The sequence below is a fragment of the Mesorhizobium sp. M0174 genome, from assembly GCF_040322275.1.
Classification (GTDB): domain Bacteria; phylum Pseudomonadota; class Alphaproteobacteria; order Rhizobiales; family Rhizobiaceae; genus Mesorhizobium.
On record NZ_JAMYTB010000003.1, the window covers coordinates 398,747 to 423,647 of the forward strand.

General features: G+C 61.9%; 23 protein-coding genes and 1 pseudogene. 5 read left to right on the forward strand and 19 right to left on the reverse strand.

From position 1 onward, the window contains the following. Positions 1 to 153 precede the first annotated feature (153 nt). Positions 154 to 279 (forward strand): annotated as a pseudogene (locus tag NKJ13_RS08520) (Rieske 2Fe-2S domain-containing protein); the annotation flags it as partial. 130 nt (positions 280 to 409) lie between these two features. Beyond that, positions 410 to 1,135, forward strand: coding sequence for a glutathione S-transferase family protein (locus NKJ13_RS08525; RefSeq protein WP_352739923.1), 726 nt, complete (start codon positions 410 to 412; stop codon positions 1,133 to 1,135). Here the strand turns inward: NKJ13_RS08525 and NKJ13_RS08530 are convergent. Together NKJ13_RS08530 and NKJ13_RS08535 are read right to left on the reverse strand one after the other, a co-directional pair. Next, the gene (locus tag NKJ13_RS08530; protein ID WP_352739925.1) at positions 1,083 to 2,321 is read right to left on the reverse strand and encodes an FAD-dependent oxidoreductase; all 1,239 of its coding nucleotides are present in this window, start codon (positions 2,319 to 2,321) and stop codon (positions 1,083 to 1,085) included. The genes NKJ13_RS08525 and NKJ13_RS08530 overlap by 53 nt on opposite strands. A 74-nt stretch (positions 2,322 to 2,395) precedes the next feature. Further along, entirely contained in the window at positions 2,396 to 2,806 is a 411-nt protein-coding gene (locus tag NKJ13_RS08535; protein ID WP_352466906.1) for a winged helix-turn-helix transcriptional regulator, read from the reverse strand. Positions 2,807 to 2,942: 136 nt separating this feature from the next. On the opposite strand from NKJ13_RS08535, the gene NKJ13_RS08540 reads away from it, so the two are divergent. Continuing rightward, positions 2,943 to 3,830, forward strand: coding sequence for an SDR family oxidoreductase (locus tag NKJ13_RS08540; RefSeq protein WP_352777653.1), 888 nt, complete (start codon positions 2,943 to 2,945; stop codon positions 3,828 to 3,830). Positions 3,831 to 3,873: 43 nt separating this feature from the next. On the opposite strand, the gene NKJ13_RS08545 is transcribed toward NKJ13_RS08540, so the two are convergent. From NKJ13_RS08545 to NKJ13_RS08555, 3 genes are all read right to left on the reverse strand, one after another. Then, positions 3,874 to 5,793, reverse strand: a complete 1,920-nt coding sequence (locus NKJ13_RS08545) for a potassium transporter Kup (RefSeq protein WP_352620193.1) — start codon at positions 5,791 to 5,793, stop codon at positions 3,874 to 3,876. 158 nt (positions 5,794 to 5,951) lie between these two features. Next, entirely contained in the window at positions 5,952 to 7,865 is a 1,914-nt protein-coding gene (locus NKJ13_RS08550) for a potassium transporter Kup (RefSeq protein ID WP_352505658.1), read from the reverse strand. 96 nt (positions 7,866 to 7,961) lie between these two features. Then, entirely contained in the window at positions 7,962 to 8,702 is a 741-nt protein-coding gene (locus NKJ13_RS08555; RefSeq protein WP_254818915.1) for a pyridoxine 5'-phosphate synthase, read from the reverse strand. 115 nt (positions 8,703 to 8,817) lie between these two features. On the opposite strand from NKJ13_RS08555, the gene NKJ13_RS08560 reads away from it, so the two are divergent. Beyond that, positions 8,818 to 9,222 carry a SpoIIAA family protein gene (locus NKJ13_RS08560; RefSeq protein WP_352739927.1) on the forward strand — a complete coding sequence of 135 codons (405 nt, stop codon included), beginning with the start codon at positions 8,818 to 8,820 and terminating at the stop codon, positions 9,220 to 9,222. Positions 9,223 to 9,228: 6 nt separating this feature from the next. Here the strand turns inward: NKJ13_RS08560 and NKJ13_RS08565 are convergent, their stop codons facing one another. From NKJ13_RS08565 to NKJ13_RS08620, 12 genes are all read right to left on the reverse strand, one after another. Then, a complete protein-coding gene (locus NKJ13_RS08565) occupies positions 9,229 to 10,356 on the reverse strand; it encodes an ATP-dependent DNA helicase (RefSeq protein ID WP_352703591.1) in 1,128 nt (375 codons plus the stop codon). A 140-nt stretch (positions 10,357 to 10,496) separates the two neighbouring features. After that, positions 10,497 to 10,829: a nitrile hydratase accessory protein gene (locus NKJ13_RS08570; RefSeq protein WP_352739964.1), complete on the reverse strand. Its 333-nt coding sequence runs from the start codon at positions 10,827 to 10,829 to the stop codon at positions 10,497 to 10,499. Between the two features lie 19 nt (positions 10,830 to 10,848). Next, positions 10,849 to 11,508: a nitrile hydratase subunit beta gene (nthB, locus tag NKJ13_RS08575; protein ID WP_352505655.1), complete on the reverse strand. Its 660-nt coding sequence runs from the start codon at positions 11,506 to 11,508 to the stop codon at positions 10,849 to 10,851. Then, entirely contained in the window at positions 11,505 to 12,110 is a 606-nt protein-coding gene (nthA, locus tag NKJ13_RS08580) for a nitrile hydratase subunit alpha (protein WP_352505654.1), read from the reverse strand. Before nthA ends, nthB begins: the two co-directional genes overlap by 4 nt. A 56-nt stretch (positions 12,111 to 12,166) precedes the next feature. Beyond that, positions 12,167 to 15,325, reverse strand: a complete 3,159-nt coding sequence (locus tag NKJ13_RS08585; protein WP_352739928.1) for an efflux RND transporter permease subunit — start codon at positions 15,323 to 15,325, stop codon at positions 12,167 to 12,169. Continuing rightward, positions 15,322 to 16,566 carry an efflux RND transporter periplasmic adaptor subunit gene (locus NKJ13_RS08590; protein WP_352739930.1) on the reverse strand — a complete coding sequence of 415 codons (1,245 nt, stop codon included), beginning with the start codon at positions 16,564 to 16,566 and terminating at the stop codon, positions 15,322 to 15,324. The genes NKJ13_RS08585 and NKJ13_RS08590 overlap by 4 nt, the downstream gene beginning before the upstream one ends. A 168-nt stretch (positions 16,567 to 16,734) precedes the next feature. Beyond that, complete coding sequence (locus NKJ13_RS08595; protein WP_352739932.1) at positions 16,735 to 17,331, reverse strand: LysE family translocator; 597 nt, start codon at positions 17,329 to 17,331, stop codon at positions 16,735 to 16,737. A 60-nt stretch (positions 17,332 to 17,391) separates the two neighbouring features. Beyond that, positions 17,392 to 17,964 carry an acetolactate synthase small subunit gene (ilvN, locus tag NKJ13_RS08600; RefSeq protein ID WP_352739933.1) on the reverse strand — a complete coding sequence of 191 codons (573 nt, stop codon included), beginning with the start codon at positions 17,962 to 17,964 and terminating at the stop codon, positions 17,392 to 17,394. 66 nt (positions 17,965 to 18,030) lie between these two features. Beyond that, positions 18,031 to 19,782, reverse strand: a complete 1,752-nt coding sequence (locus NKJ13_RS08605) for an acetolactate synthase 3 large subunit (protein ID WP_352644617.1) — start codon at positions 19,780 to 19,782, stop codon at positions 18,031 to 18,033. A gap of 291 nt (positions 19,783 to 20,073) precedes the next feature. Further along, positions 20,074 to 20,598, reverse strand: a complete 525-nt coding sequence (locus NKJ13_RS08610) for a GNAT family N-acetyltransferase (protein WP_352505650.1) — start codon at positions 20,596 to 20,598, stop codon at positions 20,074 to 20,076. 22 nt (positions 20,599 to 20,620) lie between these two features. Then, complete coding sequence (locus tag NKJ13_RS08615; RefSeq protein WP_254818924.1) at positions 20,621 to 20,932, reverse strand: hypothetical protein; 312 nt, start codon at positions 20,930 to 20,932, stop codon at positions 20,621 to 20,623. A 1-nt stretch (position 20,933) separates the two neighbouring features. After that, positions 20,934 to 21,500 (reverse strand): helix-turn-helix domain-containing protein, encoded by a 567-nt coding sequence (locus NKJ13_RS08620; RefSeq protein ID WP_352739934.1) that lies wholly within the window; start codon positions 21,498 to 21,500, stop codon positions 20,934 to 20,936. Positions 21,501 to 21,651: 151 nt separating this feature from the next. Between NKJ13_RS08620 and NKJ13_RS08625 the strand changes: the two genes are divergently transcribed. Continuing rightward, positions 21,652 to 23,478 carry an ATP-binding protein gene (locus NKJ13_RS08625; protein ID WP_352644622.1) on the forward strand — a complete coding sequence of 609 codons (1,827 nt, stop codon included), beginning with the start codon at positions 21,652 to 21,654 and terminating at the stop codon, positions 23,476 to 23,478. 36 nt (positions 23,479 to 23,514) lie between these two features. Here the strand turns inward: NKJ13_RS08625 and NKJ13_RS08630 are convergent, their stop codons facing one another. Both NKJ13_RS08630 and NKJ13_RS08635 read right to left on the reverse strand, forming a co-directional pair. Then, a complete protein-coding gene (locus NKJ13_RS08630) occupies positions 23,515 to 23,901 on the reverse strand; it encodes an ester cyclase (RefSeq protein ID WP_352739936.1) in 387 nt (128 codons plus the stop codon). 131 nt (positions 23,902 to 24,032) lie between these two features. Beyond that, entirely contained in the window at positions 24,033 to 24,827 is a 795-nt protein-coding gene (locus NKJ13_RS08635; protein WP_254818928.1) for a GGDEF domain-containing protein, read from the reverse strand. Between the last annotated feature and the right edge of the window lie 74 nt (positions 24,828 to 24,901).

Sequence of the window (24,901 nt, forward strand, 5' to 3'; positions counted from 1 at the left end):
GATTGCATCGTAGGGGATAGATGCAATTGCATCAAGCTTGACGATCGATGCAAATGCATCTATATAGATGCAGTCGCATCAATCACGAGAGGCAAATTCCGATGAAAGTATGAAATCTGCAGGATCGCCGACGTTCCGGAAACAGGCAGCCTGATCGCTCCGTTCTTCGGCCGCGAGGTCCATGTCTACCGCAGCGGCGAGCGTATCCGCGCTGCCGCCAACGTCTGCCTGCATTTCGGTGGTCCGCTCGACTGCAAGGACGGCAAGCTCGTCTGCCAGTGGCACGGCGCCTCGTTCGACATGGCGAACGGTGATCGCCTCGAAGGCCCGGCGTCGAAGGGCTCCCGCCTGATGTTCCTCTCCACCCGCATCGAGGACGGCGCCTTGAACTATGTCTGGGGAGAGTGAGATGACCGGTAAGCTCATCCTCGTCAGCCACCATCTTTGTCCCTATGTGCAGCGCGCGGCGATTTCACTTCGCGAAAAGGGCGTGCCGTTCGAACGCATCACGGTCGATCTCGCCAACAAGCCTGCCTGGTTCAAGGCGATATCACCGCTCGGCAAGGTGCCGCTGCTTCGCGTTGAGCATGACGGCCAGGAAACGGTGATCTTCGAATCGGCGGTCATCCTCGAATTCCTCGAGGAAACCCAGCCCAATCCACTGCATCCCACCGACCCCTATGCCCGTGCCCGGCATCGCGCCTGGATCGAGTTCGGCTCGGCAATCCTCAATGCCGTCGCCCGCTTCTATTCAGCGCCTACGGAAGCCGCGCTGCTCGCTGAAAGCGAGACGCTATCGGCAATGTTCGATCGCCTGGAAGTGGAACGGGCCAATGGCGCGGCTGGGCCAGGCTTCGACGGCGAGCGCTTTTCACTGGTCGACGCGGTCTACGGCCCGATTTTCCGCTATTTCGACGTCTTCGACCGGATCGGCGATTTCGGCATCCTGGACGGAAAGCCGCATGTCCAGGTATGGCGCGAGGCGTTGCGCATACGCCCATCCGTGAAGGGCGCGGTCGCTCCCGACTATCCGCAACGCCTCCATGCATTCTTGCAGGCTAAGGGTTCGCACCTTTCGGAAATCATCCGCCAAGGCGATCCGGCCATAGCGCTTCCGCAAGCCCTATCGGCTTGAATGGATTGATCACCGTTCCTGTAACCATGGAAGCAAGAAACTGCGGCGCCGGCGGGACTTTTGCCAGCGTCGCCACCAGCCTGTCGCGGACGAACGGCATCACAATCGAATCCGACTGATAAAACGGCGTCAGCACCAGCGACAGCGCCTGGAACACCCGCACATGCCATCGCCGCGTCCGGACATAGGCCTCCAGTGCAGTATCGACACGGTCCGTTCCCATGAGTGCGTAGTTGAGCGCGGCTGCATCGAGCAGCGCCATGTTCGCGCCCTGGCCGAGCTGCGGGCTGGTTGAATGGGCCGCATCGCCGATGACAGCCAATAGCCGTCCGGCTGGCGTCTTCATCGTGTGATGGCCATAGCGCGCCAGCGACAGCTGCTCGAAACTGTCGATCTGGTCGATGAAGGCCGCGCATTCAGGCCACAGCCCGACCAATCTCGCCTTCCATGCCTCGAGACCTGCCCCCCAGACGTACTCGGCATCCGCCGGCTTGAGGCTCCAGAAGAATGCCGCCATCTTCTGGGCATCCGGCTCGGGCCGGCCGATTGGCAGCACGCCGATCATCACGCTTGCGCTGTCGTAGCGCTGCAGCAGCGCGTGCTCGTCGAAACCCTCGCCGCGCCAGCCAAGCGATGCCCAGAAAGCGCCATAGGCGAGCGATCGCGGTTCGCCCGGATTGTTCACGCACCGCCGCAGTTTGGAGCGTGAACCGCTGGCGTCCACTACCAGGTCGAACGACCCCATCCGTCGTCCGTTGCGGCAGATCAATGTTGCCCATTCGCCGGCTTCCAGCGTCTCAAGCTCGATGCCTGTCTCAATGTGGATCGCTTGGCGCCGGGCGGCGCGGAAAAGCACGCCGAACAGAGCCGCGCGATGTACCGCCAGCCCGAAACGGCCGCCACGCCGGGCATCGTAGCGGACGTCGAGCACTGTGCGGCCGGTCTTGGCATCTGCAACATGCAGGCGGTCTATGCGGCAGCCCAGCGCCAGAATGTCTTCAAGCAGGCCGAGATCGGCAAGCACCGTCAGCCCGGTCGGCTGCAGGATCAGCCCGGACCCGACCGGTTTTGGCCGGTCGAAGCGCTCGAAGATCGTGACCCTATGTCCGGCGCGCTCGAGATAGAGCGCGGCGGCAAGTCCAGCCGGCCCGGCGCCGGCAATCGCGATGTCCAGAGAATTGGCCATCTGCCCGCCCCAACCCAGGCCGGACAATCCTTCAGCGCTGTCGCTAAATCTAGGCGCCGTCTCGGCCTGGAGGCTCAGCCTTCGGCAGCATCGAAAACCTTCCGCGCCTCGCGTACAGCGCCGTGATTGAGCTCGGCCCATTGGATCAGCTGATGCAAGGGTCCAAACATCGAGCGCCCGAGATCGGTGAGGCTATATTCGACGCTCGGCGGCTTGGTCGGGAAGACCTGGCGATGGACATAGCCGTCGCGCTGCAGATCGTGCAACGTCTGGGTGAGCATGCGCTGTGAAATATCGGGCACGAGGCGCCGCAACTCGCCGAAGCGGTACGGCTTCTCGGCCAAGGCCTCCATCAGCAGCGAACTCCATTTGTTGCTGATCCCCTGGATCACGTCGCGAACCGGGCAATCCGCAAGGTTTCCGCCCCCGCTGCCTGCCTTGTATATCTCGAGCTTCGATCTCAGATTAACGATCTTGCCGTCCATGGCTGGTTCCCTGGGTGTGCCTACCTCCCGCAAAACTGCCTTCTTTACGAGGATGGGTCAATTCCTATTTTAGTGCTGGTCTCTTTTTGAGACTAACATATGCACCCGCCGCTCCGGCGCAACGTCAGGACCCTTCATGACCGACACCCTTCTTGTCACCGGCGCCTCCGGCCAGCTTGGCCGCGGCGTCATCAATCATCTGCTTGACACGCTCATCTCCCCTCAGCGCATCATCGCCGCCACCCGCAATCCGGAAAATCTGGCCGATCTGGCAGCGCGCGGCGTCACTGTCAGGGCGGCCGACTTCGACGACACCGCATCGTTGGCCAGTGCATTTACCGGCGCCGACAGAGTTCTGATCATTTCGACAAACGAGCTTGCCCTTCCGGGCAAGCGCCTGAAGCAACATGAGACTGCGGTCGCCGCCGCAAAAAGCGCCGGCGTTTCGCATCTGCTCTACACATCGATGCCCAATCCGGAGCCAGGATCGCCGGTGCTGTTTGCGCCCGATCACCACGGCACCGAGCAGGCGATCAAGGCGAGCGGCATTTCCTACACCATCTTCCGCAACGGCTGGTACCAGGAGAACCTGTTCATGGCGCTGCCGCACGCCATCGCCTCGGGGCAGTGGTACACATCCGCCGGAGACGGCCGTATTGCCCATGGCGCGCGCGACGATATGGCCGCGGCGATCGCCGCCGGTCTCGCATCGGGGGCAACCGAAAGCACGACACACACGCTGACGGGTCCGCAGGCCTATACGGTCGCTGAAATCGCGGCCCTCGTCACCGAAGTTACCGGCAAGCCAATCGAGGTCGTCCAGCTTTCCGACGAAGCGCTGACCGGGGGATTGAAGGCAGCCGGCGTCCCCGAAGGTTTCGCCCCGGTCATCGTTTCCTTCGACACCAATACCCGCTCCGGCCGCATCAGCATGGTGACGGACGCGATCGAGACGCTGTCTGGCAGGAGGCCGCGGCCGCTGAAGCAATTTCTTGAAGTAAATAAGGCGGCTCTGGTGAGCTGAGCCTGACAAATGGCCGTGCCCTTCGAAGGGCACGGCCATTTGTTCAGATAGCCACCTGCGTCCCGATCTCGACCACCCGTCCGGTCGGGATCTGGAAATATTCCGTTGCATCGGCCGCCGAGCGCGCCAGCCCGATGAACAGCTTGTCCTGCCAGACCGGCATGCCGGAATTGGGCGAGGCCTTGAGCGAGCGCCGCGACAGGAAGAAGGAGGTCGTCATGATGTCGAACTTCCAGCCCTGCTTGCGGCAGATCGCCAGCGCACGCGGGATGTTGGGCTGCTCCATGTAGCCGAAGGTCAGCGTCACCCGCATGAACAGCTCGTTGACGGTCTCCATCTTCACCCGCTCGCTGTCGGGCACGACCGGCTGCGGCGCCGTCACAACCGAAAGGATGACGTTCTGCTCGTGCAGCACCTTGTAGTGCTTGAGGCTGTGCATCAGTGCCGTCGGCGCGCTCAGCGGATCGCTGGTCAGGAACACCGCGGTGCCCGACACCAGATGCGGCTTCTTCTTCAGCAGATTGCCGGCGAGGAAATCGAGCGGGATCTCGTTCCGGCGGGTCTTGTCGAACAAATAGCGGCTACCGCGGATCCAGGTCCACATAGTCATCACGATAACTGCGGCGATGGCAAGCGATGCCCAGCCACCTTCAAACACCTTGACTATGTTGGCAGCAAAGAAGCCGGTATCGACGAAGGCGAACACGGCCATCAAGGCGATCGCGACGCCAAGCGGCCATTTCCAGATGCGCGTCATCACAACAAAAAGCAGCACATTCGTCACCAGCATGTTGCCGGTCACCGAAATACCGTAGGCCGAGGCCAGGCGGCTGGATTCGCCGAAGCCGACCACCAGCAACATCACGACCAGCGCCAGCATCAGGTTGATGCGCGGCAGATAGATCTGGCCCGACTGTTTTTCCGACGTGTGCTGGATGACGAAACGCGGCAGCATGTTGAGCTGCACCGCCTGCCTGGTCAGCGAGAAAGCGCCGGAGATCACCGCCTGGCTGGCGATGACGGTCGCCGCCGTCGCCAGCACGACCATCGGAATAAGCGTCCAGCCCTGGTTCATCTCAAAGAAGGGATGGCCGACAACGCCGCCATTTGCCAGCACGAAGGCGCCTTGCCCGACATAGTTGAGCAATAGACAAGGGAACACGATTGCCAGCCAGGCGAGCACGATCGGCTTGCGGCCGAAATGGCCGAGATCGGCATAGAGCGCCTCGGCGCCGGTGACGGCGAGGAAGACCGCACCAACCGTGACGAAGGCCACGTCGGGCGAGTTGACCAGGAACGACACGATGTAATGCGGGCTGATCGCCAGCAGGATTTCCGGATCGGCGATGATGTGGTTAATGCCGGAAAGGCCGATGGCCAGGAACCATAGCGCCGTGACTGGCCCGAACACCAATCCTACGCCGCCGGTGCCGAACCGCTGTACCGCAAACAGGATCGCCAGGATGGCCAATGTCAGCGGCACCACATAGGGCTGAAATGTCGGCGTGACGACATTCATACCTTCGACCGCTGATAGCACCGAGATCGCCGGCGTAATGACCGCGTCGCCGAAAAAAAGCGCCGCGCCGACGATGCCGATGCCGAGGATCACCGCCGAGCGCGTCGGAAAACTGTTGCGCGCCAGCGCCATCAGCGACAGCACCCCGCCTTCGCCTCGATTGTCGGCACGGAGCACGAACATGATGTATTTGATGGTGACGGTGATCGTCAGCGACCAGATGATCAGCGAGAGTACGCCCAGGATGTCGCCACGGTTGGCGACATTGCCACCGGCTGATGCATGCAACGCCTCTCGGAATGCATAGATCGGGCTGGTCCCGATATCGCCGTAAACCACGCCGAGCGCGCCCAGCATCAGCACCTTGGTGCTGTGCTGCTCGACCTCAGAATGGCTGGATTGTTCGACAGGTTCTGCCTCGTTACCAGCATTGGTAAGGGCCATGGACGACACTCCAATAAGCGCGCGGTGCTCTACGCTTGCTGCGCTGCAATATCAAGTGCCGTCACGTAATGGCTCCGTCCCGATATTGCGAGTCCTCCACGACTTGGCAGACTCAGTCCCATCGGCAGACTACCTGGAATGTCGCAACGGAAACGTTTTTAAATAGCCACCTGCGTCCCGATCTCGACGACGCGTCCGGTCGGTATCTGGAAATATTCCGTTGCATCGGCCGCCGAGCGCGCCAGCCCGATGAACAGCTTGTCCTGCCAGACCGGCATGCCGGAATTGGGCGAGGCCTTGAGCGAGCGCCGCGATAGGAAGAAGGAGGTCGTCATGATGTCGAACTTCCAGCCTTGCTTGCGGCAGATCGCCAGCGCACGCGGGATGTTGGGCTGCTCCATGTAGCCGAAGGTCAGCGTCACCCGCATGAACAGCTCGTTGACCGTTTCCATCTTCACCCGCTCGCTGTCGGGCACGACCGGCTGCGGCGCCGTCACAACCGAAAGGATGACGTTCTGCTCATGCAGCACCTTGTAGTGCTTCAGGCTGTGCATCAGCGCCGTCGGTGCGCTCAACGGATCGCTGGTCAGGAACACCGCGGTGCCCGACACCAGATGTGGCTTCTTCTTCAGCAGATTGCCGGCAAGGAAATCCAGCGGGATCTCGTTCCGGCGGGTCTTGTCGAACAAATAGCGGGTGCCGCGGATCCATGTGGACATGATCAGCCCCATGCCGCAGGCGACCGTGATCGACACCCACCCGCCTTCGAGGATCTTGACGACGTTTGCGAGGAAAAATCCGGTATCGATCGTGCCGAACAGCAGTGTGAGCGCGGCCGCCAGTGCAAGCTGCCATTTCCACCGGAACCGCATCACCACGAACAGCAGGATGGTCGTCATAAGCATTTCGCCAGTCACCGAAATGCCATAGGCGGAAGCCAGCGAACTCGAACTGCCAAAGCCGACCACCAGCAACATCACGCCCAGCGCGACCACCAGATTGACCCGCGGCATGTAGATCTGGCCGGACTGCATCTCGGAAGTGTGCTGCACCTCGATACGTGGCAGCAGATTGAGCTGCACCGCCTGACGGGTCAGTGAGAAAGCGCCGGAGATCACCGCCTGACTGGCGATCACCGTCGCTGCCGTGGCCAGCCCAACCATGGGCATTAGCGCCCAATCCGGCAGCATCTGGAAGAATGGATTGGTGGGTTTGCCGCCGTTGGCAAGAACGAACGCGCCTTGTCCGAAATAGTTGAGGAGCAAACAAGGAAACACGACAGCAAACCATGCCAGCACGATCGGCCTGCGCCCGAAATGGCCGAGATCGACATAGAGGGCTTCGGCCCCGGTGACCGCCAGGAACACCGCCCCGACCGTGACGAAAGCGCCGGTGGGCGTATTGGCCAGATAAGCGACTGCGTAATAGGGATTGACCGCCAGCAGGACCGACGGATCGTCAAGCAGATGGTAGACCCCGGCGGCGCCGATGGCCAGGAACCACGCTGCCGTCACCGGCCCGAACACGGCCGCCACCCTGCCGGTGCCGAACCGTTGCACGGCAAAGAGCATTGCCAGGATGACAAGAGTGATCGGAACGACAAAGGTTTCGAGCGTCGGAGCCATCACTTCCAGGCCCTCGACAGCCGAAAGCACGGAGATGGCGGGCGTTATTATCGCGTCGCCGAAAAAAAGCGCCGCGCCGCAGAGTCCGATCCCCAGAATGAACGGGGCTCCCTTTGGATAAGCACTACGCGCAAGCGACATCAGCGACAGCGTGCCGCCCTCGCCCTTGTTGTCGGCTCTGAGGACGAAAGCGACGTACTTTATCGTGACGATGATCGTCAGCGCCCAGACGATAAGCGACAGTACGCCGAGGACGTCGTTGCGCGCGACCGGTCCCGACGACGCGTGCAGTGCTTCCCGAAATGCGTAAATTGGGCTGGTGCCGATATCGCCGTAAACCACGCCCAACGCGCCCAGCATCAGCACCTTGGTGCTGTGCTGCTCGACGGTGGAGTGGCTGGATTGCTCGATGGGTTCTGCCTCGCTACCAGCGTTGGCAAGGGCCATGGACGACACTCCCATAGACGTTCGGTGCTCTATGCCGCGGGGATGGAAAGGGCGCGCTGCCATGCCGGGGACGCAGGGCTATCGGCTCGCCTCTCTCTACCAGCCACAAGCCTTCAGAAACCGCCTGACCGTTCCAGCCATGCCATACTCCAACGCATCGGCTGTCAACCCATGCCCGATCGACACTTCGGCCAATGCCGGGATGCGCCTGGCCAGTGCCGGCAAATTGCTCACCACAAGGTCGTGCCCGGCATTGACCTGGAGCCCTGCGGCCAGTGCGGCATCCGCCGTCTTTCCCAATTTCTCCAATTCCTTCGCCGCTTTTGCCGAATCGGAATGATAGCTGCCGTACGGACCCGTATAGAGTTCGATCCGGTCGGCGCCGGTGTCGCGAGCGGCTTTCACGCCATCGGGGTCAGGATCGGAAAACAGCGACACGCGAAAGCCTCCCTTCTTCAGGCGCTTGACAACCGGTGTCAGGAACGCAGCCTCGGCGGCGAAGTTCCAGCCATGATCGGAAGTCGCTTGCGCCGGGTCGTCGGGCACCAGCGTCACCTGCTCGGGCTGATGCTTTTCCACAAGCGCCAGGAACTCCGCGGTCGGATAGCCCTCGATGTTGAATTCCGCATTCGGGAACTCGTCGTCGATCAGCGCCCTGATCTCAGGCAGGTCGGAATGCCTGGTGTGCCGCTCGTCGGGTCGCGGGTGCACCGTCAGCCCGTGCGCGCCGGCGGCAAGGGCAATGCGTCCAAGCCCGGTCACGCTTGGCCACGGCAGGTCCCGCCGGTTGCGCAGCATGGCGATGGCGTTGAGGTTGACGGAAAGCTTTGCAGGCATTTGCACGGTTCCAGGCTGATCTCGGCGCGCATCTATACCGCCTTTAAGCGGAACAGACAGAGGGTTTCAGGTGTTCCAAGGTGAACGAAGAAAATCGAGCGCAAGGAGTTCCCTGTTGAATTTTCTCGATGCCGTGCCGGCGATCCGCCGCATCGATACCGATCGCGAAGACCTCCTCGCCATCGATGTCGTCGGCCATGTCGCAGCGGCCGACGCCGAAAACCTGTTCGGATTGCTGGAAGCGGCCTACGCGCTGCACTCGAAAATCGACGTGCTGGTGCGCCTGATCGATCATGAGGGTGTCGACTGGACCGACGTATCGGACGAGACGATCGAACAGGGCATAGCTCATGCAGTGGAGCATATCGGCCGCTGCGCCGCGGTCGGTGAGCCGAACTGGATAGCCGAGGCAAGAGCCTTTCTGCCTGCCTCTGTGCCTATCGAACTCCGGCATTTCGAGGCCAAGGACGAGGCCGCCGCTTGGGAATGGCTTGGCGCCAACCCGATCACCCAGCGCTGATGCGGCCTATCGGACGATCGTCAGCCGTTCGGCCGCGCGCGTGATAGCGGTGTAGAGCCAACGCTGCCGGGTTTCCTTGAACGCCCAGCTTTCGTCGAAAAGCACGATCTCGTTCCACTGCGACCCTTGCGCCTTGTGCACGGTCAGCGCGTAGCCATAGTCGAAATCGTCGAAACGCTTCTTCTGCTGCCAGGGAATGTCGGCGTCCGGATCTTCGAACGCCGCCTTGAGCAGCTTGATCTTGGCGACGCCGCGATCCGGGTCGTCTTCCTCCGGCGAAACCAGCAGATTGATGCCGGGCTTGACCGTCTCGCGCGACGAGGTCATCACCTTCCACAGCGAGCCGTTGAGCAGTCCCTTGGCCGGATCGTTGCGCAGGCAGACCAGCTTGTCGCCGGCTTGCGGATAATCGGCGTTGAACCCCTTCAGCTCGCGCAGCCGCTGGTTATAGCGGCGGCGCGTGCGGTTGGTACCGACCAGCACCTGGTCCGACTTCAGCACCAGTTCCTGGGTGACGTCTTCCTTGCCGATCACTTGCGCCGCGCCATAGTCGCCGCGCATGAACTCGCGGCCCTCGCGCACGTCCAGCGCCAGCCTGATGATCGGGTTGTCGCGCGCCTGGCGGTGGATTTCGGTGAGCAAAATGTCCGGCTCGTGGTCGGTGAAGAAGCCGCCGCCGGAGATCGGCGGCAACTGGCCGGGATCGCCAAGCACCAGGATCGGCGTGCCGAAGCTCATCAGGTCACGGCCAAGCTGCTCGTCGACCATCGAGCATTCGTCGATGACGACGAGCTTGGCTCGCGAGATCGGGCTCTGCCGGTTGAGCGAAAAGGTCGGCGACATCGAGGTTTTGCCGGTCACCTCGTCCGCTACCGATTCCTCGCCTTTCGGCCGGTAGATCAGCGAATGGATGGTACGGGCATTGACCGCGCCCTTGGAACGCAGCACCTGCGCCGCCTTGCCGGTAAACGCGGCGAACTGCACCTGGCCGTCGACATGCTCGGCGAAATAGCGCGCCAGCGTCGTCTTGCCGGTGCCGGCATAGCCGAACAGCCGGAACAGCTGCGGCTTGCCGGCTTTCAGCCAGCCGGCCACTGCCTTCAGCGCCTCGTCCTGTTGAGGAGAGAATTCCATCAGCGCGACAGACCGGATTCGCGAGGGAAAGACAAGGTGAGTGCCATCACCATCAATTTCACCGCCGGCAACTGCGCCGCTGCGACAGGATTATCAGTGCCGAACAGGAACGTAAAGAGAACAAACCAGGCGACCGCAGCTTACCGAGCCCGCTGTGGATCGTTCTCCAGCAGGATCGGCTTGCCATGCGGCGTTGCGTGCGCGGCGCGTTCCCAGGCAGCGGCAATGGTGTCCACGTCTTTCTTGCCGGCAATGCCTTTGGCCGACAGCAGCTTTTCCAGCGCCGCCAGCCAGTGCTCGTAGTAATCGCGACCGTCGCGCGCGGCGCCCGGCCGCTTCACCTCTGCCGACAAAGCATCCGCCCATTCGCTCCACGAAAACAACCCGTTATCGTGCAGTGCTACCGTCATGGCAAAGGCCTCTGCCTGCCACGGCTCGGCAAACACAGGCGCCTCGACACCGGCTGGCGACATAGCGGCGATTGAGCTCGTCTCACGCCGACTCAAGGTAGTTCTCCCACGCATCGATCGAAACGACAAGTGTCGGGTCGGCGCCCTCGCCCCAGATTTCGCTGCCGGTGAAGGCCACCGTATAGACCCATTGCGGGTTTTCACCCTGGCCGTGCGCGTTTGTGTCGGGAAAAACAAAGCCGCCGCGCACAGCCTCGACGACACCTTGCTTGCCGCGTGCATAGCGCGGGAGCCTGGTGTGGCCCGTCGGATGGAAATTCTTCGTACGCACAGTGTCGCCCGCCTTGAACCGCGCCGGCGTAGCGACCGGCCGGTCGCAAGGCCCGCCCTTGGCCAGCACCGCCGGAACATCTTTAGCCTTCAGCACCCGTTTGGGTGTCGCTGCAGGGTCGACTGCGTCGCCCGTGGCCAGGTCGCGGTCGCCGACGAAACCATGGCGCTTGAGCAGCACCTCCAGCGCCTTGATCCATATCTGGTAGTAGCTGGAGGCATAATAATCCGCTGGATGCAGCGATTCCCGCGCGTGCCGGCTCTCGTCGATGTTCCAAGCGCCCATGGCGCCGGCGCACAACGTCACGCCCAGCGCCCGCCTTTCCCAATCGGTATGGAAATAGGGTTCGTCCGGTTCTGGCGCGACCGGCCCGAAACCCATCTGGCCGCCGAGATCCTGCGGCCCGTTCATGCCGGCTCCCGCGCCAACGCGGTGCCGATCATGGCATTGCGCGTCACAAGATCGGCGAGCCGTGCCTCATCCCAGCCCTCGGTGCCCCTTGGCTGCATAGGCACCACCAGATAGCGAAGCTCGGCGGTCGAATCCCACACCCGGATTGTTGTCGTCGCCGGCAAGATCAGCCCGAATTCCTCGAGCACGCCGCGCGGATCGATCACTGCGCGCGAACGGTAGGGCGGCGCCTTGTACCAGACCGGCGGCAGGCCGAGCACCGACCACGGATAGCAGGAGCATAGCGTGCAGACGACGAGGTTGTGCGTGTCGGCCGTGTTGAAGACCGCCTGCATGTGCTCGCCTTGCCGGCCGGTGTAGCCGAGCGATTCGATTGCTGCCGTCGCGTCACACTTCAGCCATGCGGCAAACGCGGGATCAACCCAGGCTTTCGCCACCACCTTTGCGCCGTTGCGCGGCCCGATCTTGGTCTCGTAGGTGTCGACAATGACATCGATCGCCGCCGGATCGATCAGGCCTTTGCGGGTGAGAATCGTCTCCAGCGCGCGCACGCGCGCCGCAAAAGGATCAAGCTCGTTGTCATGGTGGTGATTATGCGGCATGGCGTCAAATTACGATCGCGGACCCCCGGCCGCAAGCACCACGGCTTGGGCCAGCGCTATTCGGCTGCCGCCTTTTGCGGCACTGGTTCTTCCTCCTCGTCGAACAGTGACGGCTGGTCGACCGCTTCGACCGGCCTCGGCTCGCCCCGGCGCCGCGCCCACAGCCTGACCAGCCAGCCGGAAAAATGCTCCATGTAGACGTAGATGACGGGCGTGACGAACAGCGTCAGTGCCTGCGAGGCGACCAGACCGCCGACCACCGCCACGCCGAGAGGCTGGCGCAGTTCCGCACTGGCACCGGTGCCGAGCGCGATCGGGATGGTACCCATCAGCGCCGCAAGCGTGGTCATCATGATCGGTCGGAAGCGCATCAGGCAGGCCTTGTGGATGGATTCGACAGGCGACATCCCCTCGCGCCTAAGCTCGAGCGCCACGTCGATCATCATGATGCCGTTCTTCTTGACGATGCCGATCAGCATCAGGATGCCGATCACCGCGATCACCGACAAATCCATCCCCGCCAGCCGCAGTGCCACCAGCGCGCCAAGCACCGCCGACGGAAGCCCGGTCAGGATGGTAAGCGGATGAATGAAGCTCTCATAGAGCATGCCGAGAACGATATAGATGGTGAGGATCGCGCCACCGATCAGCAGTCCCTGGTTGGAAAGCGAATCCTGGAAGGTCTTCGCCGTGCCCGAGAAAGTGGTCGAGATCGTCGGCGGCATGCCGATCTTTTCCTTCAGGGCATTGATGTGGCTCACGCTGTCACCGAGGGCTACGCCTTGCGGCAGATTGTAGGAGATGGTCACAGCCGGAAGCTGGCCGAGTTGGTTGACGGTCAAAGCACCGGCGGTCCGATCGACGCGGGCGAACGCGCCGAGCGGCACCAGGCTGCCGCTCGCCGTTCTCACCTTGATGGCCAGCATCCGCTCGGGCGACCACTCGATCTTCGGATCGAGTTCCATGATCACGTCGTAGCTGTCGGCCGAGCCGAAGATGGTCGACACCTGCTGGGTGCCGAAACCGCCATAGAGACTGGAGCGCAACGTATCGGTATCGACGCCGAGCGTCGCCGCCTTGTCGCGGTCGATCACCAGCGTCGCCTGAAGCGCATTGTTCTGCAGGTCATTTGTGACGTCGGTGAAGGCGGCATGGTCGGCAGCCATCGCGTCCGTCAGCTTCTGCGCCCAGACGTTCGTCAGGCGGGTATCCAGGCCCTGCACGGCAAGCTGGTAGGCACTCGCCGAAGAACGCGCGCCGAGCCGCAGGTTCTGCACCGGCTGCATGTAGGTTTCGATGCCGGGCACGTTGGCAAGTTGGCGCCGCAGATCCGAAAGCACCTTGTCGATGTTCGGTCGCTGGTCCTTGTCTTTCAGCTGCACAAACAGCTGGCCCTGGTTGAGCGCATTGCTTCCACTGCCCGCCGACCAGCCGACATGCGCGACGTAGGGCGAATGGGTGAAGACATCCGCCACTTGCCCCTGCAGCTTCACCATGGCGTCAAACGAAATATCCTGGCGCGCAATGGTCGTCACTGAGACCTGGCCGATATCCTCCTGCGGGAAAAAGCCCTTCGGCGAGATCTGGATCAGCCACACCGACAGCCCGGCGGTCACGAGGAAGACAAGGAAGACAAGGAAATTGTGGTGCAGGCAGAATGTCAGCAGCCTGTCATAGCCCCGTATGAAGACGTTTTGTCTGTGGTCCCCGCCATGCGCTGGTTTCTGCTCGGCTTTCGATAATGACAGCAGCCGCGAGCACAGCATCGGTGTCAGCGTCAGCGAGACGAACATCGACGCCAGGATGGCGACCGTCACCACCACCGCGAATTCGTTGAAGATGCGCCCGATCACGCCGCCCATCAAAAGCACTGGAATGAACACGGCGACCAGCGAGATCGAGATCGAGATGATGGTGAAGCCGATCTCGCGCGCCCCCTTGAGCGACGCCTCGAGGGCCGAGAGCCCGTCCTCCTCCATATGGCGGAAAATATTTTCCAGCATGACGATGGCATCGTCGACGACAAGGCCGACCGCCAGCGTCAGCCCCATCAATGAGACGTTGTCGATGGAAAAGCCGAACAGGTACATCACACCCAGCGTGGCAATGAGCGAAATTGGCACCGCCACGGCGGGGATGACCGTCGCCGTCACCCGGCGCAGGAACAGGAAGATCACCATCACTACCAGCGCGATGGTGAGCAGCAGCGTGAACTGCACGTCATCCACCGCCTCGCGGATCGACGTCGAGCGGTCGTTGAGCAACTGGATGCTCGCCGCCGCCGGCATCTGACCCTCGAAGGAAGGCAGCATCGCCTTGACGCGGTCGACGACATCGACGGTATTGGCGTCCGGCTGACGCTGCACCGCCATGATGATGGCGCGGGTGCCGTCGTACCAGCTTGCCGTCGTCGTGGTCTCGACCGAATCGATGACGCGGGTCACCTCGCCGAGCCGCACCGGATGGCCGTTCTTTGTTGCGATGATGATGTTGGAGAATCCCGCCGCGTTGGTCAGCTGCGTGTTCGCGGTGATCGTCAGCTGCTGTTTGTTGTTCTTGAGCACGCCGAGCGGCGTGTTGCTGTTGGCCGAGGCAATGGCCGCCTGCAGCTGGTCGATCGAGATGCCGCGAGCGGCGAGCGCCGTCGGATCGATCTGGACGCGTACGGCATATTTTTGCTGGCCGTAAATCGAAACCTGCGCAACGCCATCGATCGTCGACAGCGATGGCGAAATCACATTCTCGGCAAAGGCATCGAGATCGGTCAGCGGAATGGTGTCGCTGACCAGCGACATCAGCAGGATCGGCGCGTCGGCTGGATTGACCTTGCGATAGCTCGGCGGGCTGGTCATCTCCGGCGGCAATTGTCGCTGCGTGCGTGCGATCGCCGCCTGCACGTCGGCGGCGGCGTCGTCTATGTCGCGGTTGAGCACGAACTGAATGGCGATCGAGGTCGAGCCGAGCGAGTTGGTCGTCGAAATCGAATCGATGCCGGCGATGGTGGCAAACTGCTTGATCAGCGGCGTTGCCACCGAGGTCGCCATGGTTTCCGGCGAGGCCCCGGGCAGCGAGGCCGAGACGTTGACCACCGGAAATTCCGCGCTTGGCAGTGCCGCTACCGGCAGGAATTTGTAAGCAAATAGCCCGCCCAGAACCAGAGCGAACGACATGAGCAGCGTTGCGACCGGCCTGCGGATGCAGAATTCGGAAATCATGGCTGTGTTCCGCCCGTCCGGTCAGCCTCGGCGACCTTCGGAGCCGCCTGGTCGCCGGTGCCGGTCGAAGCCTTGCCTTCGCGCACCGCCGCACCGTTCTTCAGCTTGGTCTGGCCTTCGACGACGACACGCTCGCCGCTTTTCAATCCTTGGCTGATCGCAGTGTTGGCGCCTTCTGTCAGCGCGACCTGCACCGGCCGCATTTCAACGGTGTTGTCCGGCTTGATCACATAGACGAACGGCCCCTTCTGGCTAGGCTGGACGGCAACCGTCGGAACCGACGTCATTTGCGGCATAATGCCGGCATCGAGCACGACGTTGACATATTGGCCCGGCCACAGCGAAAGATCGGCGTTGGGCACGCTGGCCCGCGTTGCGATCGTGCCGGACGCGGTATCGACGGAGGAATCGACGAAATCCAGGGTTCCCCTGCCGATCGGCTTCGGGTCGCCATCCTTGGTCAGCGTCACCGCGCCTTGCTGCGGCGCCGCCAGCGCTTTGTGCAGTAACCCAAGATCGCTTTCGGGGAGATTGAAATTCACCTGCAACGGGTCGACCTGCGTGATCGTCACCAGCGGGGTCGACGTGCTGCTGCTGTTGCTGGTGGTGACGAGATCGCCGACGGCGACGCTGACCGCGCCAAGCCTGCCGGAGATCGGCGCCCTGATCGTGGCGAAGCCAAGCTGGATTTGGTCGGCATCGATCGTTGCCTTGTCGGCGTCGACGGTGGCCGCTGCGGATTTCTGCGCCGCGACAGCCTGATCGTAGGTCTGCTGTGTGCCGGCTTGCCTGGCGACAAGATTTTTGGCCCGCAGAAGATCGGCCGTGGCGCTGGCAAGCAGCGCCTGATCTTTTGCGAGCGTCGCCTGATCGCGTGCCAATTGCGCCTTCAACGAGCGATCGTCCAGCGAGAACAGAAGATCGCCTGCCTTCACCATCTGTCCGTCCTTGACCGCGATTGCGACGATCTGGCTCGAGACCCTTGCGTTGATGCTGACCACGGCAGGAGAGGACACGAAGCCGATGGCATAGCGCCGGACCGGAAAATCGGCCGTCGAGGCGGTGGCGGCAACCACCGAAGTCGAACGCGCGGCACTTGCCGCTGCAGCGGGTTTGTCCGCCGCCGTCTGCTTCGCCGACAGGAGATGCTGAAGATCGCTCATTGCGCTGGGCGAAAGATACAGCCACGCCGCGGCAACGCAGGCTGCAGCGATCACCGCAAATACGATCTTTCCGCGCATCGACAAAAGGCCTCTCGATCCGACACGCCGCTATCCGGTGGCCGTAGTCTAGCTCAACTCGCAGCCGATTGCCGCGCTTTTGCCAGATAATAGAGGATGCCGAAGGCGAAAAAGGGCCAAAACCCGTCATTACGAAGATTTAATGTGCAGTGCACAATAAAACGGCAGCTAACGCAGCATCGGCCACAGCGTCGCCGCCAGCATCACGCCCATGGCGATGTTGAACCATTTGAGCCGCACCGCATCTGCCAGAAAACCGCGCAGCGCCATGCCGAAACCGGCCCAGGTCGAAATGCTCGGCAGCATGACGACGGCGAACGCAGCCGCGATCAGTACCACGGACACAAACGGGCGTTCCGGGTTGGTATAGACGGCCATGGCGGTAATCGCCATCACCCAGGCCTTGGGATTGACCCACTGGAAAGCCGCAGCCTCGATGAAGCGCATTGGCTGGCCCTTCGCCTCGCCTTCGCCGCCGAGCGACCGCGACATGGCGATCTTCCAGGCGAGATAAAGCAGGTAAAGGCCGCCGGCGATCTTCAACCCGGTATGCAGCACCGGAAAGGCCGTCAACACGGCGCCAAGCCCGAAGCCTACGGCAAGCAACAGCACGAGGAAGCCGATGCCGATGCCGAGCATGTGTGGCACGGTCTTGACCAAGCCGAAATTCACACCCGAGGCCAGAAGCATGAAATTGTTAGGACCCGGCGTGACCGAGGTCACGAAGGCATAAACCAGCAAGGCGAAAAATGCGTCGAATGTCATGCCGTTTCCCTAATCAATGCGATCGATGGCAAAGCGACGAGATAGAGCCAAGCTGGATGACTACATCCCTTGCGGGCCGCGGTTCATCGCCGCCACCCCGGTGCGGCAGATCTCGACGAGCCCGAGCGGTTTCATGATGGCGATGAACTGATCGAGCTTGGACCCCTTGCCGGTGATCTCGAAGATGAAATGCTCGGTGTTGGCATCGATGACGCTGGCGCGGAATGCATCGGCGAGCCGGAGCGCCTCGACGCGGGCTTCGCCGGTGCCGGCGACCTTGACCAGCGCGAGTTCCCGCTCCAGTGGCCGCTCCTGTCCGAATTCCTGCGACCGCACGGTGAGATCGACGACGCGGTGCACCGGCACGATGCGCTCGAGCTGGTGCTTGATCTGCTCCAGCACGTGCGGCGTGCCGCACGTCACGATGGTGATGCGCGACAGGTGCTTTTCGTGCTCGGTTTCCGAGACCGTCAGGCTCTCGATGTTGTAGCCACGTCCGGAAAACAGGCCGATGACCCGGGCAAGCACGCCCGGCTCATTGTCAACCAGGACCGAAAGCGTGTGGTTCTCTGGTTTTTCCGTCTCCTTGGCGATGAAATAGGCGGAGCCGGTCGGTTGAAGCTGTGCGTTCATGACATGAATCTCGATTTCAAACTTTTGCGCTAATCTGCTGTTTCCGCACAGCTTCCTCGAATCAGGCTACACCAGTTCCCTGCCTTTGGCGTCGATCGCGTTGGCCACAGCTTCGTCGGTCGCCTCGTCAGGCAACAGCATCTCGTTATGCGCCTTGCCGGACGGAATCATCGGGAAGCAGTTGGCGAGCGTCGCCACGCGACAGTCGAAGAGGACGGGCTTCTTAACCGCGATCATCTCCTTGATGGCGTCATCGAGCTCGTCCGGCTTGTCGCAGCGAATGCCGTGGCCGCCATAGGCTTCGGCGAGCTTGACGAAATCCGGCATCGCCTCGGTGTAGGAGTGCGACAGCCGGTTGCCGTGCAGCAGCTGCTGCCATTGCCGCACCATGCCCATATACTGGTTGTTGAGGATGAAGATCTTGATGGGCGCCTCGTGCTGCACCGCCGCGCTCATCTCCTGCATCGTCATCTGCACCGAGGCGTCGCCGGCGATATCAATGACCAGCGCATCCGGATGCGCGATCTGCACACCGAGCGCCGCCGGCAGGCCGTAGCCCATGGTGCCCAATCCGCCGGAGGTCATCCAGCGGTTCGGTTTCTCGAAATGATAGTGCTGCGCCGCCCACATCTGGTGCTGGCCGACCTCGGTGGTGATGTAGGTGTCGAGGTCCTTGGTCAGCGCATAGAGCCGCTGGACGGCATATTGCGGCATGATCACCTCGTGGTTCATCTTGTAGGCGAGCGAATCGCGGGCGCGCCATTTGGCAATCTGCTCCCACCACGGGTGAAGCGCTTTCTTGTCGGCCTTGGCGGTTGCCCGCCACAGCCGCACCAGATCCTCCAGCACACGCCCGACATCGCCGATGATCGGCACGTCGGTGTGGACGTTCTTGTTGATCGACGACGGGTCGATGTCGATGTGGATCTTCTTCGAATTCGGCGAAAACGCCGTCAGCCGCCCGGTGATGCGGTCGTCGAAGCGCGCGCCGATGCAGAGCATGACGTCGCAATCGTGCATCGCCATGTTCGCCTCATACGTGCCGTGCATGCCGAGCATGCCCATCCAGTTCTTGCCCGACGCCGGATAGGCGCCGAGGCCCATCAGCGTCGAGGTGATGGGAAAGCCGGTCAGGTCGACCAGCTCGCGCAGCAGATGGCTCGCCTCCGGGCCGGAATTGATGACGCCGCCGCCCGAATAGATGATCGGCTTCCTGGCGCCGGCCATCAGCTCGACCGCCGCCTTGATCTTTTCCAGGTCGCCCTGGACCTTCGGCTGGTAGCTGGTGCGCGGCGCCGTCTGCGGCGGGACATAGATACCCTTGGCGAACTGAACGTCCTTCGGAATGTCGACGACGACCGGACCGGGGCGCCCTGTCGTTGCCACATGGAAGGCCTCGTGGATCGTTGCCGCGAGCTCGTTGACGTCCTTCACCAGCCAGTTGTGCTTGGTGCAGGGCCGCGTGATGCCGACCGTGTCGCACTCCTGGAACGCATCCGAGCCGATCAGCGAAGTCGGCACCTGGCCGGTCAGGCAGACCAGCGGGATCGAGTCCATCAGCGCGTCCTGCAATGGCGTCACCGCGTTGGTGGCGCCCGGCCCTGAGGTCACCAGCATGACGCCGGCCTTGCCGGTCGAGCGCGCATAGCCTTCCGCCGCATGGCCCGCGCCCTGCTCGTGGCGGACAAGGATGTGCTCGACCTCGTCCTGCTGGAAGATTTCATCGTAGATTGGCAGAACCGCGCCGCCCGGATAGCCGAAAACATGCTTGACGCCATTGTCCTTCAGCGCCTGCACCACCATTTCGGCGCCAGTCATTTCAGTTCTTGGCATTTCAGTTCTTGGCATGTCGCGCCGCTCATTCTGTCCACTGCTCATCGGTCTGGTCCCGTACTGTTCGCCATCAGGCGATTGCTCGTCGTTTAGTCGTGTTTCGGGCAATAAAAAAGGCCCCCGAGGGAGCCTGTGTCTTGCGCATGGGAGGTCATCGCCCGGCGGTTACACCGCCTCGCCCACGCGCTTTCCTACGAGAATGAGTGCCTTTTTCATGGTGGCGGACAATAGAATTGGTTTGACGCCGCTGTCAACGGCGAATGTGCACGGGCCGGATCAGGCTGAACCAATGCGTTTCCAGTAGATGAGGGTGGCTGTGAGCCCGCCATGCGGCTTCAGCGCATAATCCGGTATTTCGCCGGCCAGCGTGAAGCCGAGCTTTTCATAGAGGCCGGAAGCCCCCTCCTCTTTTGCCGTGTCGAGGACCAACAGCGTGCGGCCTTTCTCCACGGCAACGACTTCCGCCGCCTCCATAAGGCGGGTTGCTATGCCCTTGCCGCGGCAATCGAGGCGGGTCATCAGCTTGGCGATCTCGGCCCGGTGCGGCTGGTTGGGAGGGCAGTCGAGCAGCAAGGTGACTGTACCGACCAGAGCCTCGCCGTTCCAAGCCCCAAGCACCGCCCTTTCGCCTTTGGCGGCCGCCTGAAGCGACTTGCTCCAGAAGGCCGCGGCCATCTCCGGCGCTAGCGGATGCATGAAGCTGACCGAGCCGCCGGCAGCGACTGTCCCGATCAGCAGATCCGCCAGCATTTTTTGCGTTCCGTCAGTATTGCTGAGTGGCCTGATTTCGATCGAACTCATGTGGTTTCCCCTTCGCCGCCCGTCAGTCGAAATGACTGGTCCGCTTCCGCTTCCTGGCCCGGCGGATTTCCGCGATGCGATCGGCGTCTTCCTCTTGCAGATGTCGCCCGCGTTCCAGCAGTTCGAGCGTGTATTCCTCATAGGTCAGGCCCAGCCGCTCGGCCTTGTCCAGCCGCATCAGCATGATCTCGCGGCTCGGCGCTTTCCATGCCTGGGCATGGGCGGTCCGCCAGGCAAGAAAGACATAGGGATCGCCCTTGCCCCAGGGCGGACCGTCATAGTCGTCGAGCGGCGGCCCACCATTGTCGGAGCGTTTCGGACGGCGTGCCTTCACCTCAGCGCCTGGCCAACGCAACCAGATAGTCGGCGGCGTCCGGCCCCGGAGCGTGGAAGACGCAATCTGATGGCGCGCCGAGCGCCAGGCAGTCGCCGGTTTCGAGCTTGTGAACGATGTCGCCCTCGGTGAATTCGAGGCGCCCGGAGATCAGCCATATCTGTTGCCTGATGAAGGCATAGGACGCCGCCGGGAAACTTACCTTGGCGCCGGCCGGCAACTGGACCCGGATCAGTTCGAGCGGCATGTCGGAGACCGGCGAAAGATGCCGCCGCACATAACCCGTAGCCGGATCGCGCCAGACCGGCTGGTCACCTTCGCGAAGCAGGCCACCGCCCTGCAATTCCGCCCTTGCGATCAATGTGGACAGCGTCATGCCGAAGGCGGCCGCAATGCGCACGAGGAGTGCCGCCGTCGGGCTGGTCATGCCGCGCTCGATCGTGCTCAGCATGGCTTTCGAGACATCGGACCGCTCCGCCAATTCAGCCAGGGACCAGCTGCGAGCCACCCTTTCGGTGTGTATCCTTCTGCCGATAGTCGAGGATATATCGTTCGCTATATCATCCATTAATCCAATATATCGAAATTTTTTTGCGAGGCAACGACCGTTTCGTCCAGTTTTCGCAAACTCCTTAATGTCCGCTAAACCATCCGGCCTCATCCCACCTTAACCCCGTTCGCCTAGGCTCATCGCTTGGGAAAAAGGGACCGGCCTGTCCATGCTCGTTGAACGCGAAGCCTCCATTGGGGAACCGACTTTGCTGGAGCGGCGCAGGGCGGAGCAGAACGACAAGCGCATTCTGGGCAATGTCGTGCAATGCGACGGCGCGCGCGCCACCATCAGCGCCTATGCCGACGACATCGAAGGCACGGTCACCGGCCTGTGGAGCGTCGGCAAGATGATCTCGATCAATCTCGGCACATCACGAACCGTCGGCCTTGTCTATGAAATCGGCAAGTCGGATCGTGCCTGGAGCAGCGAGGGCCAGAATCCGATCGAGGTCAGCATCGAATTGATCGGCGAGGTGCGCGACGGTGCCGAACCCGGCGCGAAGCCGATCTTCGACCGTGGTATCACAACCTACCCGCATATCGGCGCCATTGCCCATCGTATCCGCAGCCGCGACCTGCAGGCCGTCTACGATCTCGCCGGTCGTCATTCGATCACCATCGGCACGCTGTCGCAGGACGAGGCCATCGACGCCAATATCGCCATCGACGATACGCTGGCGCGCCATTTCGCCATTGTCGGCACCACCGGGGTCGGCAAATCGACCGCCGTGTCGCTGCTCTTGCGCAAGTCGATCGCCGCCCGGCCCGATCTACGCGTGCTCATCCTCGATCCACACAACGAGTTCGCCGCGTCGTTGCCCGAACATTGCGTCAGGGTCGATTCGACGACGCTCGACCTGCCCTTCTGGATGTTCAAGCTCGAGGAATTTGCCGAGGTGCTGTTTCGCGGCCGCGAGACGGTCCCGGAAGAGGTCGACGCCTTGCGCGATCTCATCCCCGCGGCCAAGAACCTCTACCGCAATCCGAACTCCGGCAACTATCTACGGCGCAGCACCGACGCGCTGACCGCCGACGCGCCGGTGCCCTATCGCATTGCCGACCTCATCAAGCTGGTCGATGAGCGCATGGGATTGCTGGAAAGCAAGAACGATCGCCCGACCCTCAAGTCACTGAAGGCACGTATCGAATCGGCGGCATCCGATCCGCGCTACCGTTTCATGTTTAACTCGCGCCTGATCGAGGACACCATCCACGAGACGATCGGCAACATTTTCCGCGTGCCGCATCACGGCCGCCCGGTAACCTGCTTCGAAATGGCCGGCATGCCGTCCGAGGTGGTCAATTCCGTTTGCTCGGTGCTGGCGCGGCTGGCCTTCGACCTGGCATTGTGGAGCGAAGGCCGCTTGCGGCTGCTCTTCCTGTGCGAGGAAGCGCATCGCTATATGCCGGCCGATCCGCGCCTCGGTTTCGCGCCTACGCGGCACGCGCTGTCGCGCATCGCCAAGGAAGGCCGCAAATATGGCTGTTATCTCGGCGTCGTCACCCAGCGCCCGGGCGAACTCGACCCGACCATCCTGTCGCAGTGCTCGACGTTCTTTGCCATGCGGCTCGCCAACGAGCAGGACCAGGCGATCATCCGCTCGGCGATCGCCGATTCCTCGGCCTCGACGCTGGCGTTCCTGTCTTCCATGGGCCAGCGCGAGGCCATCGCCTTCGGAGAAGGCGTGGCAACGACGATGCGGATGAAGTTCGAAAAACTCTCCGAGGATTTGATCCCAGGCACCGCCAAACGCGAGAATGCCTTGCCGTCCGAAACCGGCGACGAGGTCGACCTAGTGGCGATCGTCGAACGGCTGCGCAACATGCCGAAATCACAGCAGGCAATGCCTTTCGCGGAAGTCGTCGATCCGGGCCGGCAGGCCGGCGATTCGGACTATCGCAAGCCGTCGGCCGCACGCACCCAGCGGAACGACGATTTCGACTTGCGATACGGCCTCAAGCCGGCGACCTTCGGGCTGCGTCCGCCAGAATGATCGAGCCGAGCGACTTTTAGGCAGCGCTCGCAGATATCACAGCTGAGCTTCGATGGCTGTCTTGTCTATAATTGACCACACCTGGCCAATTTTCCCTCTGTGAAACTCATAGAATACGTTCTCGGCAAACGAAATTCTTTTCTCGCTCACATCGAGCCCAAGGAACGTTCCCCTTGGCGCGCAGTCGAAGCTTAGCCGGCTCGCTACATAAGGCGGATCGGCAACCAATAGCTGAATGTCGAAGTAAAGGTCCGGAATTTGGTCGAAGTCTCTCACCAACATTTCGAGATAGCCGGACAATCCGAGCTTGCGACCGTTGTGGGTCACTTCATCATGGACAAACCGCCCCAAGTTTGGCCAATCCTGCTTGTTTAGACATGCAATATAGCCCCGATAACGATCTGAGAGGTAGGATTTAGTCACGGCAACACCTCTATTTCCGGCAAGCCCCACAAAGGCAGCATCTCAGCTTGACTGGGTGACATCGGTCTGCGTGCACCGGAAACGCAGAAAATGATACAGACGGCCAGCATCACGAATTTGACGACGGAATTTCAGGCGCAGACGCGGTTGCGCCCTTGCCTCTTCGCCTCATAGAGCTGGCGATCGGCGCGGCGATAGAACTCCTCGGCGGTTTCCTTGCGATCCCAGACAGCAAGCCCGACGCTGGTGGTGATTTTCAGTCGGACATTGCCTGTCAGCACCGACATGTTGGCGATCGCCTTGCGGATGCGCTCGGCGAATTTGGATAGCAGCTCGGCATCCATATTGGGCGTGACCACCGCGAACTCCTCGCCGCCGAGGCGCGCCACCACGTCGTGATAGCGTGTCATGTCCTTGAGACAGTTTGCGACCGCCCGCAACACCTCGTCGCCGACATCGTGGCCGTGGCTGTCGTTGACCTGCTTGAAATGGTCGAGGTCGAGGATCATCAGCCCGACTGGTTTCTCGATGCGGCGGAACTCTTCGAGATATTCCTTCAGCGCATCATCGAAGTAGCGCCGGTTCTGCATGCCGGTGAGGCTGTCGGTGAGCGCCGCGTGCTCCAGCGTCTCTGAACGCGCGCTGAGCGAAACGGTCATGGCACGCAGCTTGCCTTCTTCCGTCGCCTGCTTTCGGATCAGTGGGTAGATGAAGAAAATGCCGAAGAACAGCGCAGTCGCCAGCAGCACGCCGGTCGCAAACAGCAGCTTGTTGAGATAGATGATTTCATCGAGTTCCGAAGGCGTATTGCTAATGTCGGCGGCCAGGGTTTGCAGGAGCCCATAGGCGTAAAGCGTCACCAGGCCGGCGGCCAGGATCACAAAAATAAACACAAAAAAGGCTGATTCCGCCTTGTGGAAACGCATCTGCTCCCCGTTGGAAAGTTCCTATCGATCTTATGGCATGCGGGAACTTACGGACAGTTAACCTGGACAACTTC